This is a genomic window from Sedimenticola hydrogenitrophicus (genome assembly GCF_025175675.1).
Taxonomy (GTDB): domain Bacteria; phylum Pseudomonadota; class Gammaproteobacteria; order Chromatiales; family Chromatiaceae; genus Sedimenticola; species Sedimenticola hydrogenitrophicus.
Map to the genome: position 1 here is coordinate 1 of NZ_JANIOA010000035.1, position 13,618 is coordinate 13,618.

11 protein-coding genes are annotated in these 13,618 nt (G+C 58.8%); 6 read left to right on the forward strand and 5 right to left on the reverse strand.

Features of this window, described 5'->3' with window-relative positions:
* Positions 1-461 precede the first annotated feature (461 nt).
* On the reverse strand, positions 462-1,127 hold the full coding sequence (locus NPX02_RS16290) for a nitroreductase (RefSeq protein ID WP_260294846.1): 666 nt from the start codon (positions 1,125-1,127) through the stop codon (positions 462-464).
* A gap of 207 nt (positions 1,128-1,334) precedes the next feature.
* Here NPX02_RS16290 and NPX02_RS16295 point away from each other — a divergent pair, with 207 nt between their 5' ends.
* Positions 1,335-2,714 (forward strand): phosphohexomutase domain-containing protein, encoded by a 1,380-nt coding sequence (locus NPX02_RS16295; protein WP_260294848.1) that lies wholly within the window; start codon positions 1,335-1,337, stop codon positions 2,712-2,714.
* Between the two features lie 173 nt (positions 2,715-2,887).
* On the opposite strand, the gene NPX02_RS16300 is transcribed toward NPX02_RS16295, so the two are convergent.
* Entirely contained in the window at positions 2,888-3,493 is a 606-nt protein-coding gene (locus NPX02_RS16300) for a hypothetical protein (protein ID WP_260294849.1), read from the reverse strand.
* A 478-nt stretch (positions 3,494-3,971) separates the two neighbouring features.
* Here NPX02_RS16300 and NPX02_RS16305 point away from each other — a divergent pair, with 478 nt between their 5' ends.
* Together NPX02_RS16305 and hypF are read left to right on the forward strand one after the other, a co-directional pair.
* Positions 3,972-4,835, forward strand: coding sequence for a chemotaxis protein (locus NPX02_RS16305; protein WP_260294850.1), 864 nt, complete (start codon positions 3,972-3,974; stop codon positions 4,833-4,835).
* Positions 4,836-4,934: 99 nt separating this feature from the next.
* Complete coding sequence (hypF, locus tag NPX02_RS16310; RefSeq protein ID WP_260294851.1) at positions 4,935-7,286, forward strand: carbamoyltransferase HypF; 2,352 nt, start codon at positions 4,935-4,937, stop codon at positions 7,284-7,286.
* Between the two features lie 20 nt (positions 7,287-7,306).
* On the opposite strand, the gene NPX02_RS16315 is transcribed toward hypF, so the two are convergent.
* Entirely contained in the window at positions 7,307-7,744 is a 438-nt protein-coding gene (locus NPX02_RS16315; RefSeq protein WP_260294852.1) for a hypothetical protein, read from the reverse strand.
* A gap of 261 nt (positions 7,745-8,005) precedes the next feature.
* Between NPX02_RS16315 and NPX02_RS16320 the strand changes: the two genes are divergently transcribed.
* The 3 genes from NPX02_RS16320 to NPX02_RS16330 all read left to right on the forward strand — a co-directional run bounded on the left by NPX02_RS16320 (position 8,006) and on the right by NPX02_RS16330 (position 11,069).
* Positions 8,006-8,653: a GNAT family N-acetyltransferase gene (locus tag NPX02_RS16320; protein ID WP_260294853.1), complete on the forward strand. Its 648-nt coding sequence runs from the start codon at positions 8,006-8,008 to the stop codon at positions 8,651-8,653.
* 116 nt (positions 8,654-8,769) lie between these two features.
* The gene (locus tag NPX02_RS16325) at positions 8,770-9,192 is read left to right on the forward strand and encodes a DUF6524 family protein (RefSeq protein WP_260294854.1); all 423 of its coding nucleotides are present in this window, start codon (positions 8,770-8,772) and stop codon (positions 9,190-9,192) included.
* A gap of 128 nt (positions 9,193-9,320) precedes the next feature.
* Complete coding sequence (locus NPX02_RS16330; RefSeq protein WP_260294856.1) at positions 9,321-11,069, forward strand: hypothetical protein; 1,749 nt, start codon at positions 9,321-9,323, stop codon at positions 11,067-11,069.
* A 264-nt stretch (positions 11,070-11,333) separates the two neighbouring features.
* Here NPX02_RS16330 and NPX02_RS16335 read toward each other — a convergent pair whose 3' ends face one another.
* Positions 11,334-12,728, reverse strand: coding sequence for an ATP-binding protein (locus tag NPX02_RS16335; protein WP_260294857.1), 1,395 nt, complete (start codon positions 12,726-12,728; stop codon positions 11,334-11,336).
* A complete protein-coding gene (locus tag NPX02_RS16340; RefSeq protein ID WP_260294858.1) occupies positions 12,725-13,456 on the reverse strand; it encodes a response regulator in 732 nt (243 codons plus the stop codon). The genes NPX02_RS16335 and NPX02_RS16340 overlap by 4 nt, the downstream gene beginning before the upstream one ends.
* Positions 13,457-13,618: the final 162 nt, after the last annotated feature.

Consider the following 13,618-nt stretch of genomic DNA (forward strand, 5'->3'; position numbering starts at 1 on the left):
CTGGTGGCGGACCTGTTCCAGGCCCTGCCGGAGCTGGCGGAGGCGCTCTGATCCCAATCGCACACGGCGGCAGCCGAACGCCCTGCACTTCCGGTGCAGGGCGTTTTGTTATTCAGGTAAATCCTCGGGGTAATCCCAGGCCCAGCCGGGGGACTTGTCAGGTTTGAGCGGTGCATCGGTCGAGCGCCTCTATATGACAAAGGGCAAATGGACTCTCGCCAAGACGCCAAGAGCGCAAAGATTAAAGGAGGGAATCGGTTTTCCTTGGCGGGCTTGGCGTCTTGGCGAGAGTAATAATCCTTTCCCGATCCGGGACCGGGAAGGCGTCGTGGGAACGGAAAGTTGTTCGGCCGCCTTGGGAGGCTGGGGGGTATTGCGGGGGTGTTGTGGCGCCTTTGAGGCACTCACCCAGTAAGCTCCCGCCTTTGGTAGTTAACGTGTACCAGGACCGTAACGCAGGTTTATTCAAAGAAGCGGGTGAACTGCTCCACCTCTTCGCGTGGTGTGCGGTAGCTGTTGACGAGGGCGCACTTGTCTTCGTAACCCAGCGCCAGCCCGACCACCAGTTGCTTCTCCTCTGAATAACCCAGCTCTCGCCTGACGATCTCAGGATACTCCCCCAGGGCCGCCTGGGGGCAGGTGGCCAGTCCCTCTTCGACCGCCATCAGCATGATGGACTGGATGAACAGGCCGTAATCGAGGTAGGAGCCGGTTTCAAGTATCCGGTCGATGAAGAAGAACATCATCACCGGTGCATCAAATCCACGGTAATTGGCGGCCCACTGGTCCTGCTGGCGCTGAGTCTCTTCGCGACTGATATTGAGGGTCGAGTACATTTGCAGCCCACAGGCGCGGCGCCGCGCCTTGTAGATCCCTTCCCATGCCTCCGGGTAGTACTGAAACTCCATCGCCCCGGCCTGTCCGCTGCGGAAGGCGGTCTCCATCAGGTCACTCAGCCGGCGACGCTTCTCCCCGGTCACCACCGCCACCTGCCACGGCTGGGTGTTGGTGCCGGAGGGGGCATGTCGTGCCGCATCCAGGATCCGTATAATCTTCTCTTTCTCTACTTCCCGCGGCAGGAAGGCCCGGGTAGCCTTCCTCTGTTGCAGCGCCTCTTTAACCTTCATCAACCGGCTCCAGTTAACCTTAACGTAAACGTCATAATAGAGAATCCTGCCGGGATGTCCACGAAAAATTATGATCGAATTTTGTTACCGGTAGAGGCAGGGAGCAATTTATCAGATAGGCTAGAATGGTGTGGTTACCAGGAGTTTGTCGGGCTCCTGTGCAGGGTTCACCGCCTCAATCAAACAAAAGTTACCGGGACAATATTTATGCAAAAGCTGGATTGTTTTAAGGCCTACGATATCCGTGGTCAGCTGGGCACATCGCTGGATGAGGATATCGCCTACCGCATCGGGCGGGCCTACGCCGACTATATAAAGCCACGGCGGGTGGTGGTCGGCGGGGATATGCGGCTTTCAACCGCGTCGTTGAAACGGGCGTTGTCCAACGGCCTGCGCGATGCCGGTGTCACGGTGCTGGATATCGGTTTGTGTGGTACCGAGGAGATCTATTTCGCCACTTCGCACCTGGCGACAGATGGAGGTATTGTGGTCACCGCCAGCCATAATCCCAAAGACTATAACGGGATGAAACTGGTGCGCGAGGAGTCGAAACCGATCAGCGGCGATACCGGGCTGAAGGAGATCGAGGCGCTGGTCCGGAAAAATCGTTTTGCCGAAGTCGATGTGAGGAAGCGGGGGGCATATCAGGAGATCTCCACCCGGGAGGCCTATGTCGACCACCTGATGGGGTATATCACCGCCGAGGCCATTCGGCCACTCAAACTGGTTGTCAACGCGGGGAACGGTGTGGCCGGCCTCTGCATCGATGTCATTGAACAGCGGTTTACATCCCTGGGCATTCCGATAACTTTCCATAAGATTCATCATCAGCCGGACGGCACCTTTCCCCACGGCATCCCCAATCCGCTGCTGGAGGAGAACCGCCAGGATACGATCGATGCGGTAGTGCAGCATCAGGCCGACTTTGGTATTGCCTGGGATGGCGATTTTGATCGCTGTTTTCTGTTTGATGAGCAGGGGCGGTTTATTGAGGGCTACTATATCGTCGGACTGCTGGCCGAGGCCTTTCTGGTGAAAAATCCGGGTAGCCGGATTATTCACGATCCGCGATTGATCTGGAATACCCTGGATATTGTGAAACAGCAGGGTGGCGAGGCGATACAGAGCAAAACCGGGCATGCCTTTATCAAGGAACGGATGCGCCAGGAAGATGCGGTGTATGGCGGCGAGATGAGTGCGCATCACTATTTTCGTGATTTTTTCTACTGCGATAGCGGCATGATTCCCTGGTTGCTGATTGCCGAACTGGTCAGTCGAAAACAGCAGCCACTGTCGGTGCTGGTGGATGATCGTATCGCGCTATATCCGTCGCCCGGAGAGATTAACAGTCAGATTGCGGAGCCGGTTGCCGCGATCGCCCGGGTCCTGGCCCACTACCAGGATGAGGCCCTGTCGGTCGATCATACCGACGGGATTAGTGTCGAGATGGCGGATTGGCGGTTCAATCTGCGCAGTTCAAATACCGAACCGGTGGTCCGGCTGAACCTTGAAACCCGGGGTGATGCCGGTTTGATGCGTGAGAAGTGTGCAGAGGTGTTGAGCCTGCTGAGGTCGGCTGATGGTTAGCCGTAACTAGTACCCTGTCCACGGAGAAAACAAAAGCCCGCTCCCGGCATGCGACGGGGCGGGCTTTTTGTCCCGTGAAGGACTTATGCAGTAGAGGCCATGGATGGCCGGGAGCGGCTTCGTCGATCGGGTGTATGTTCAGGGTTTGTCGAACAGGCACCCGATCGTGCGGCCTATTCGCTGGCTGCGCTTTCGGCGGCGGCAGCGGTCGTAGCGGCGGCAGCGGCCGGTTTGCGGCTGGTGGCCTTGCGTGGGCGGCGTTTGGCGGTTGCCTTACGCGGCTTCTTGGGGGCAGTCGCCTTGGCCCAGTCGCTTTCGAATTTTTCCAGTGCCTTCTGTTGTGCGGTAGACCTCTTCAGCGTGTCGTTTGCATCTTTGAGTGCCTGTTTGGCGCTCTTCATCTGCTCGCGCAGTGCGGATACCGTCGGGCCTGCGTTACGCAGTGCTTCACGTGCCCGCTCAACCTGTTTCTGGGAAGCCGGCGTGCGGTTGGCGGCGGCCTTTTCCGCAGCGGCGTTCTTTTTATCGCGCAGTGTTGCCTGCCTGGCGACAGCCTTGTCCAGCTGACCCTTGATTCTATCTACACTCTTTTGTGCCTGGGCCGCGCCTTTTTCATGAAGCTTGGCCAGTTGAACCTGTGATTTGGCTATGGTCTGTTCGAGTTCTGCTGCAGGAGAGAGGCTGGGTGCCACCTTCTTGGCGGCAGCGGTTTTTGTTGCACGGGCTACGGTTTTTTTAGCAGCGCGTTTTTTGGTGGTTCTTGCTTTTTTCGTGACCATCTAGAGGTTCCCCATGAAGAGTGTATGAAATGCGACGGATTGTTTAATATCCCACAAATCGAATATTGCCAAAGTTGAATACCGTTGCCAATACCTTATTTGGATATTATGAAAAATATTCAACGGTTTTACAGATAATAGCGATGTTTTACTTAAACAACGCGCGATAATTTTATTATTTTCCGAAAAGATCCAAATTAATGGCAATTGCCGATATCTACGTCCCGGTGTTTTCAACCTCATTCAGTCGTTGTGATTTTTTCTGCTTGCCGGTTTCCGAGGTGAAGAAAACGTTGCCGATCAATCACGGAAACCGGGTTCAAGATATCATTGCACCGGTCGCTAAACTATTCCAGGCGGGGCGTGCCAGGTGCTATGTTTATCGCCGTTCACCTCGGGTATCAACTCAACATACATATTTTTTGTGGCTATAGATAATTCAAATCAGCGGGGTAATCAGAAAGGGACACAGCAGCGCATGCTGCTGTTCACGCTGTTCGGGCGCCAGGTGTTCGGCATCAATGTGCTGAAGATCAAAGAGATCATTCCCTATCACGCCATGAACACGCTTCCCAGGGCCAATCCGGCGATTATCGGTATCGCGCGACTGCGTGGACAGCCTTTCCCGGTGATCGATCTGTCCAGCGCACTTGGCATGAGCGCACCCAGGGATGCTGCCGAATACGTCGACTGCTCGATCATTATTTCCGAATTTAATCGCTCCCTGCAGGGTTTTCTGGTCAAGAAAGTGGATAAGATCATCTCCCTCAAATGGGACGCCATACAACCACCGCCTGCCTCCTCCGGACGGTTCAATTACATCACCGGAGTGATCAATACTGAGGATCAGATTGTCGAGGTGATTGATGTCGAGCGCGTGTTGAACGAGGTGGCGCCGCCCAAGGACAGTACCGGGAAAGGTGTCAGCCTTTCCGCTGAGCAGATTGAACTGTTACGCCGCAAGCTGATCCTGGTGGTGGATGATTCCGGCCTCGCCAGGAAACAGATATCACAGACCCTGGCAATGATTGGTCTCGATCCGATAATGGCCAATGACGGGAAGGAGGCATTGCGGATACTGCATGAACTGCATGCCGAAGGGCGAACCGTTGACCTGATTATTTCCGACATCGAGATGCCTGAAATGGACGGCTACACCCTGACGCGTGAACTGCGCAAGGATCAGGATTTCGCCTCGGTCTATATCCTGCTGCACACCTCGCTGGCGGGCGCCGTCAGCAAGGAGTATGCCGCGGCCAGCGGGGCAAATGCCGCCCTGACCAAGTTTGTTACGGAAGAGCTGGCGGAAGCGGTGCTGGAAGGCTTGAGCCAGGCGCAGTGATCCATTGGCCCACGCCAGGTGATTTCCAGCTTCGCGCACAGCCGGGGGTGAGGTTACACTGGTAGTACAGCTTTCAATCGGTTCAGATCTCACCCAGCCATGACTGATAAACCCTATGCAGAGCGAATCCGGATACGCGGATTGGTTCAAGGGGTCGGTTTCAGACCGACCGTCTGGAACCTGGCGCATCGTTGCGGTCTGCACGGTGCCGTCTGGAATGACGCTGAAGGGGTGCTGATCGATGCGATCGGCAGCCGCGAGGGCATTGACCAACTGGTCGAGCTGATTGAAAAACATCCCCCGCCACTGGCAATGATCGATGCCGTCGAGCGACAGCGGCTGGTGGCTCGGCCCGATTACCGGGATTTTGAAATCATCGAAAGCCGGGGAGGCGAGATCCTCACCGGTATCGTCCCGGATGCGGCAACCTGCGACGCCTGTCTGCAGGATATATTCGATCCGGATAACCGGCGTTTTCACTATCCGTTCACCAACTGTACCCATTGCGGTCCCCGCCTCTCCATCGTGCGTGCGATCCCTTATGATCGGGCGACCACCAGCATGGCGCCCTTCCGGCAGTGCGCGGACTGTCTGTCCGAGTATCGTAACCCGGCGGATCGCCGCTTTCATGCGCAGCCGAACGCCTGCGCCGCCTGCGGGCCGCGGGTCTGGCTGGAGGATGCGGCGGGTGAGCGGCTGGATAACGGCGGGGATGCGGAGCCGATTGAGCTGGCGGCGAGACTGCTGATGTCCGGTGCGATCCTGGCGATCAAGGGGATCGGCGGGGTGCATCTGGCCTGTGACGCCGGCAACGAAACGGCCGTTGCCACCCTGCGTTCGCGAAAACGCCGTTACCATAAGGCCTTCGCCCTGATGGCAACCGATCTGGCAATGGTACGTCGTTACACCCGGCTCAACGATCAGGAGGCGCTCCTGCTGAAGAGCATTGCCGCCCCCATTGTGATTCTGCAACAGGGTGATGACGAGGCATTGGCGCCGGCGATTGCACCCGGGCAGCGATCCCTCGGTTTCATGTTGCCCTATACGCCGCTGCACCACCTGTTGATGGCACGGCTGTCGCGGCCGATTGTGCTGACATCCGGCAATCTGTCGGATGAACCGCAGGTGATCTCCAATAATGCCGCCCATGAGCGCCTGTCGGCCATTGCCGATTACTGGCTGCTGCATGACCGGGAGATTGTCAATCGGCTGGACGATTCCGTGGCCCGGGTGATGGACGGTGATGTGCGCCTGCTGCGCCGCGCACGCGGCTATGCACCCGCGCCGATCGCACTGCCGGCGGCTTTCAAGGGGACACCGCCGATACTTGCACTTGGTGGTGAACTGAAGAACACCTTCTGTCTGCTGAAGGGCAACCAGGCCATCCTCTCCCAGCATATGGGGGATCTGGAAAACGGCGCCACCATAAAAGAGTACCACCGCTCCCTGGCGCTCTACCGTCAGCTGTTCCGGCATGAGCCGAGGGTGGTGGTGGTCGATTATCACCCCAACTACCTCTCCACCCAATGCGGCCAGCAACTGGCTACGGAGGGTGGGCTTCATCTGGAAACCGTTCAGCATCATCATGCCCATATTGCCGGCTGTATGGTGGAGCATGGTTTGGGCCTGGAGCAAGCGGAGGTGCTGGGTGTCGCCCTGGATGGCCTCGGCATGGGGGAGGACGGCTCCCTCTGGGGCGGTGAGTTCCTGAAGGTCGGTTACCGTGAGTTTCAGCGTCTGGGTCATTTTAAACCCACGGCCATGCTGGGGGGGGGCAAGGCGATGCATGAACCCTGGCGCAACACACTGGCCTATTTGTTGAGTGAGTTCGACTGGGACAATCTGCTGGGCGAATATGCCGAGCTGGAGATAATGCGGTTTCTCAACGGCAAGCCGATTGCCACGCTACGGCAGATGCTGGAGCGGGGGGTGAATTCGCCGCTGGCCTCCTCTTGTGGCCGGCTGTTCGATGCGGTCGCCGCCGCCATCGGGGTGTGCCGCGAGCAGGCGAGTCATGAGGGGCAGGCGGCCATTGAGATGGAGGCGTTGATCGAGCCCGGGGAACTGGATCGGTTGGGGGCCGGATACGGCTTCCAGTCGGAGACGCTCACCGGGCTGCGCGTGCTGAGCTGGCAACCGCTCTGGCGGGCCCTGCTCGGTGATCTGCAACAGGGTGTGGCGCCAGGGGTTATCGCCGCCCGGTTCCATAAAGGGATGATCGGTGCGGTCACGGAGACGGCGCGGCTTCTCTGTCAACAGCAGGGACTGGATACCGTGGTGCTTTCCGGGGGCGTATTCCAGAACAGGATCCTGCTCGAGGGTGTCAGCCGTGGCTTGCGGGAACAGGGTCTGACGGTGTTGAGCCCCCGCAGCGTGCCGGCCAATGATGGCGGGCTTTCGCTGGGACAGGCGGTGGTGGCCGCGGCACGCCAGCTCGACCGCCTGGATTGAGCCGGCCGGGGGTCAACTGGTCAGGTCTCGAAACAGCGATTTTGTGCCTTCAGGTGACGTAGCACCTCAATCCGCTCTTCCGCAGAGATCATCCGCCCGTTCTCCCGAAATTGCAGAAATCCCGCGAATGCCGACAGCGCATACGCCTCTTGGAACAGTGTGGTACCTATCCAGACCGCCGCCCCCTGGTAGGGATCGTTATAGAAATCCGGTTTATAGCTGTAGGTTTGTGGCACCAGCTCAGTCATTTCACGTTCCAGGGCGAGGCAGGTTTTTGCCCGGTCGCTCTCGGTGGGCGTCGGCACGGCCGGGGTGCGGTAGAGTGCAAAAGGCAGCAGAGCGGAATCCGCTCTCCGCTCCACCGATGTATTTGGCTCATCGGCCGTGACACTCGATACCGCGATCAGCAGCAGTAGAAACAGGCAGGTGTTGATCCTGGCCGTGACAGCGATTGGCATTGTCCTCTCCTCCGGTACTTTGTCGCTATATTAGCGGTATCGGCCGCTGTGGCGATAAATTGACCAGAATCAAAGTTAGGTACGATATTATTTTTTTTACTCTCGACCCTGCGGCATACTCAGCGGTTGAGACGCGGTAGTCCGCCACCGAAGATGAGACGGCGTGTATACGAGTGCCGGGTTGTTGAAAAAACCGATGAAAATCGTCGGAAGATGCTATAAAATAAGTATTCGCTAATATATTGTTGTATGGAGCATCCAATGCCCGATCTCGAATTTGAATTTTCATTACGGCCGGACTCGGATTCCGAGTTGGCGCCTTATGTGGTCAAATTCACCGGAAAATCAATCGTCTGGGATGAGTCGGCGGGTTCTGACCGGGTGGTGGGCGAGATCCATGGTCATAAACTCGATCTGGCGGCGGCGATAGTCGACGGGGTCAATCAGGCACTACTACTTGACTCGGTCTGTCCCGAGCTGTCGGAGTTTTCCCGGACGGCGTTCGGCGACAATGGCTGTCACTATCTGCAGAAGATGACCGATGGTAGCCTGAAGAAGCAGGAGTGCAGCGGGCTGGTCTACATTAACGAGATAACGGTCGACCCGGATTATCGCGGTCAGGGGATCGGCAGCGCCCTGATGGGAATGATTGGCCAAATGGTCGATGTGGAAGACAGTATTATCGCCTTGAAGGCGTTTCCACTCTCAGCTGAATACGGCAAGCGGGTGCCGGAGGCGGATGTAGAGCGGGTCAAACAGTTTTACGAGCGGCTCGGCTTCACCCATATCGGTGGCGAGTTCATGGTCAAACAGGCCAACCTATGTGACACCATCAAGAAACGCCTGGCGTGGAGAAAGGATCGCCCGGCCGCACTTCCGCCGCCGCTTTCGGGCAAGATCTACGTATAGCCGGCAAGTTATTGTCCGCGGCGTTCTGTGTTATAAACTGTCGTTGATCTGGTTGACCGGAACTGTTGCCCATTCGTGGTGGCGTACAACGGTCTTATTTCTGACAGGGACAGGCTATGGCGGAGCGCGGTTTCAGTTTTGCGGGTTTCATGATTCGATGGACCCTGGCGTTGTTTTTGGTTTTCTCGACCTACAATCCCTCAGGTTACTCCTGGTACCACTGGCTGACCGGCGCGGAACAAAAGCTTGACCCGCTTATCGCGCTCGCCGGGGTGCTACTGCTGATCGGCTGGGTCATCTATGTGCGGGCTACCGCCCGCTCTCTCGGTTTTGTCGGTACCCTGCTTGCCCTGGCCCTGTTCGGGACTATCGTCTGGGCGTTGCTTCACTATCAGTTGATCGCTCTCAGCAATACCTCACTGCTCACCTATATCGTGCTGGTCATCCTCTCGGCAGTGATGGCGACGGGGATCTCCTGGTCCCATATCCGCCGGCGCATGACCGGGCAGCTGGATGTGGATGACCTTGACCAGGATTGACCGATAGCCGCCGGTGGCACCGAAAGGGCCGCTATCAATCCGAACACAGGGGGTGGGCGAGGTGCCCGGCATTCAACGGTTTGAGTCCGACTCCCTGACGATGCAACTTCTGAAACGGGACGTGCGCGGTGAATAATCAAAACAAGCTGCTTGACTATGGCTTTTCCATCCTGCTGGTCTGGTGTTTTCTGTGGCTGCCGCTCATGCCGGCCGTTGCCCAGAGCAATGGGGGCACCGCGCAACCGGAAGGCGCGGTGGCACCCGCCACGATCGAGACCCTGATCTCTTTTATCGAGCTGAGGAAAGAGTTACGCAAGGATATCGAGACGCTGAATCGGCAGCTCCAGTCGACCGGGTCGGATGCCGAGAAGGCGCGACTGCGACAGCAATTGGAGAGCCTGGAGAACGATCTCAGGGCCACCACCCGGAACTTTGAAAACATCGCGGCGGGTGTCGATATCACCTCCCTGCGGGGCGAGCCCGAGGAGGAGTTCAACCTGCAGCAGGAGGTGTTTGCCCTGGTGCGGCCGGCGATCGACGAGATGAAGGAGATGACCGCCCGGGTCCGTCAGAAATCGGAACTCAAGAAGCGGATCGCCTATTACCGGGAGCAGTTGCCGGTCGTCGACGAGGCGCTGAACAACCTTGCCAGAGTGAAGCAGGCCACCAAGGACCAGGCGCTGCTGCAGTCGCTGAGTCAGATCGAAGAGCAGTGGGCCAAGCAACAGGCGTTCATCCAGAGCGAATTGCAGGGGGCTCAGTTGCAGCTGAACAAACTGAATGCCGCGGAGACCTCCCTCGCCGAGGCCTCGCAGAGCTATCTGAAATCCTTTTTTCAGAAGCGCGGACTCTACCTGACCATCGCACTGCTGGTGGTGGCCGCCATTCTCCTGCTGTCTCGCCTGAGTGCCTCGGCGATGCAGCGTTATATCCCCGGATTCCGGGCCAAGCATCGCAGTTTCCGGGTCCGCCTGGTCGAGCTGCTGCAGCGCATGCTGACCGTGCTGTTGGCGATCCTCGGCCCGATGGCGGTGTTCTACCTGGTGGAAGACTGGGTGCTGTTCAGCCTGGGTATCCTGCTGCTGTTCGGCATCGCCTGGACCCTCAGGCAGGCCCTGCCGCGTTACTGGAGCCAGATACACCTGTTTCTCAATGTCGGCTCGGTACGCGAGGGCGAACGGATATTCATGGAGGGGTTGCCCTGGCGGGTGGAGCAGATCAATGTCTACAGCACCCTGGTGAATCCGGTGGCCGGTATCAGCCAGCGGGTGCCGATCGACGAGCTGGTGGATCTCAAATCACGCCCATCGCAAATCGATGATCCCTGGTTTCCCTGCACTCAGGGGGACTGGGTTATCCTGAGCAACGGGATCAGGGGCAAGGTCACCGGTATCTCCCATGAACTGGTTCAACTGGTGGAGCGGGGTGGCGCCAGGCTGACCTACCAGATGACCGACTTCCTGGCCGCTGCGCCGCGCAATCTGGCGACCAACTTCCGGATCAAGGAGACAATCGGTCTCAGTTACTCGCTACAGAAAGAGTGTACGCAAACCATTCCGGAGACGCTGCAGAACTACCTGTTTGAGCGCCTGCACCAGGAAGGTTATGGCGAGCAATTGCTGAATCTGCGGGTGGAGTTCGAGGCCGCCAACAGCTCGTCCCTGGATATAGTGGTGATCGCCGACTTCAAGGGTGAACTGGGCGACCTGTACAACCGTCTGCGGCGCGCCATCCAGCGCGGCTGTGTCGACGCCTGCAGCGAATACGGCTGGGAGATCCCGTTCCCGCAGCTGACCCTGCATGGGGCGGTCGCCACAACGGAGCCTGATGGCCCAGATAGCTCAGCCGTTATCAGTAAAAATTCTAGCCGCGAATAAACGCAAATGAACGCGAATAAGCCTATTGGAATCGCAGGCTCACACCAACAGGCTACAGACCACAATTCGTAATTCACCGGCAAGCACCGTAGCCTGAATAAAGCCGCTACGCCCCCATCAGGATAAATCGTGCCATGTGCGTTTATTCGCGTTTATTCGCGGCTTTAATAAACGGAGATCGACCCTGGCTGAGTGTGATGGGTAATCAGGCAACGGAATAATCATGTGGGATCCCGTCAGCTGCGTGCTCGTCGTAGTGGCAACTCAGCGGGGCAGGCTGACCACCGCCTCCAGCCCCCGCGTTTTACCCCGGCGCAGGGTGACATCACCGCCGTGGGCACGGGCGATATTGCGGGCGATGCCGAGACCGAGCCCGGTGCCGCCGGTCGCCCGGGCGCGGGACTCCTCACGTCGATAGAAGGGGTTGAACAGCTGCTCGAGTTCGGCCTCCGGGACCCCCTCGCCCCGGTCGGCGATAATGATGCTCAGCCGCTCCCGGTTGTCCTCCAGGCGGACATCCGCCGCCTGGCCGTAGCGCACCGCATTCTCGATCAGATTCATCAGGCAGCGCTTCAGCGCCAGTGGCCGCCCGCTGTAGGGCGCCACCTTCCCGCTTGCCAGGGTCATCTCCCAGCCCAGCTCCTGGGTATCGTCCTGCAGCGACTCCAGCAGTCCGTTGATGCTGATCGGCACCGGTTTCTCCTTGCTCTCGGTGCCGCGCAGGTAGTCCAGTGTGGCGAGTACCATCTGTTCCATCTCATCCAGATCCTGGTTGAAGCGGGATTGCAGTGCGTCGTCCTTGAGCAGCGCCAGGCGCAGGCGCAACCGGGTGATGGGGGTTTTCAGGTCATGGGAGACCGCCGCCAGCACCCGGCTGCGATCTTCAATGTAGCGCCGCAGTCGCTGCTGCATGGTGTTGAACGCGCGCACCGCTTTTTGCACCTCCTGTGGGCCGCTTTCGGTGAGCGGCGGGTAGCTGATGTCCTTGCCGAGATTGCGCGCCGCCTCCGCCAGGGTGCCGAGGGGCCGGGTGACCCAGCGTACCGCCAGCAGCGAGAGCAGGATGATGGAGACCAGCAACACGGCGAGATAGGCCAGCAACTTATAGGGCCAGTCTTCCATCCCTTCCGGAAGGGGACGCAGGATGTTCAGCCAGCCGCCGTCGGCGAGCCGGATACTGGCCTGGAATCCGTTTCTTGGCGGCCGGGAACGATAGGGGCGGGACTCGGTAAACCGGCGTTCGGCAACCTCCTCCCGGTGTTGACGCCAGCGGCTGCGTTCCGATTCATCGCCATTGCGCAGCGGATTGATTGCCACCTGGATCGGGGTGTGTTCGGAGAGCGCCTGGCGTAACAACATCTCCAGGTGGTTGGACGGTATCGCCTCCGGACCCTGTGGCAGCGGTTGGTCGGCCAGGGTGACCTGAAACTGGGAGGTGCTGAATGCCCGGACGATGCGCGGGCGCTCCGTCGCCGGCGTCTCCTCCAACAGGTAGACCAGGGAGGCGATGCGCTGGACCAGCTGAATGCCGGTGTTTTCCCGGATCACATCGACCCGGTCCTTGAGCAACAGTCCGGTGCTGAGAAGCTGGGTCAGCAGCAGGCCCACGATCAGGATCAGGACCAGGCGGCCGAACAGGGAACGGGGCAGCAGCCTCATGCCGTGTTCCCTCGATGATTCACCTGCACCGCGAACACATAACCCTCACCGCGTACCGTCTTGATGATCCCAGGATCCTTCGGGTCGTCCTCCAGACGTCTCCTGAGGCGGCTCACCAGCACATCGATACTGCGATCGAAGGGATCGGCGTCCCGACCCTGGGTCAGGTCGAGCAACTGGTCCCGGTTCAGCACCCGGTTGGGGTGCTCCAGGAACACCTTGAGCAGTCGGTACTCGGCTCCGCTGAGGGGTACCACCGCCCCACTGGATGATTCCAGGTGCCGCGCCACCGGGTCCAGGGTCCAGTTGGCAAAGCGGATTGCCCGGACTGGCGACTCCGGCTGGTCGTAGGGTAGGGCGGCGCTGCGGCGCAGGACCACCTTGATGCGTGCCAGCAACTCCCGGGGATTGAACGGCTTGGGCAGGTAGTCGTCGGCACCCATCTCCAGGCCCAGGATTCGGTCCATCTCATCGCCCCGGGCGGTGAGCATGATGATGGGGACTCTGGATTTCACCCGCAGGTTGCGACAGAGCTCCAGGCCGTCGGCACCGGGCAGCATCAGGTCCAGCACCACCAGATCGATGCGCTGCTCCTCCAGTACCCGGTTCATCGCCTTGCCTTCACCCACCGCGGTCACCCGGTAGCCGTTCTGCTCCAGGTAGGCCTGCAGCAGTTGGCGGATCTCCGGATCGTCATCCACCACCAGGATATGTCGTCTCTTTTCCATAGGCTCTTTATACCCGAATCATCGTCGCGTGCGCGGGTGGATTTTGTAACAGAGTGTAACAGGCGGACGGCTGTTACTCAGGCTTACAAAAAACCGTTTTTCTGACATTGTCGGGTTACAGCGGGCTGGTCTGATAGGAGCCACAGACGGGGCATGTCGCCC

Coding starts and splice junctions, on each gene's coding strand:
- NPX02_RS16290 (WP_260294846.1), bottom strand. CDS start 1,127: ATGAAGGTTAAAGAGGCGCTGCAACAGAGGAAGGCTACCCGGGCCTTC.
- NPX02_RS16295 (WP_260294848.1), top strand. CDS start 1,335: ATGCAAAAGCTGGATTGTTTTAAGGCCTACGATATCCGTGGTCAGCTG.
- NPX02_RS16300 (WP_260294849.1), bottom strand. CDS start 3,493: ATGGTCACGAAAAAAGCAAGAACCACCAAAAAACGCGCTGCTAAAAAA.
- NPX02_RS16305 (WP_260294850.1), top strand. CDS start 3,972: ATGCTGCTGTTCACGCTGTTCGGGCGCCAGGTGTTCGGCATCAATGTG.
- NPX02_RS16340 (WP_260294858.1), bottom strand. CDS start 13,456: ATGGAAAAGAGACGACATATCCTGGTGGTGGATGACGATCCGGAGATC.
- NPX02_RS16335 (WP_260294857.1), bottom strand. CDS start 12,728: ATGAGGCTGCTGCCCCGTTCCCTGTTCGGCCGCCTGGTCCTGATCCTG.
- hypF (WP_260294851.1), top strand. CDS start 4,935: ATGACTGATAAACCCTATGCAGAGCGAATCCGGATACGCGGATTGGTT.
- NPX02_RS16325 (WP_260294854.1), top strand. CDS start 8,770: ATGGCGGAGCGCGGTTTCAGTTTTGCGGGTTTCATGATTCGATGGACC.
- NPX02_RS16320 (WP_260294853.1), top strand. CDS start 8,006: ATGCCCGATCTCGAATTTGAATTTTCATTACGGCCGGACTCGGATTCC.
- NPX02_RS16315 (WP_260294852.1), bottom strand. CDS start 7,744: ATGCCAATCGCTGTCACGGCCAGGATCAACACCTGCCTGTTTCTACTG.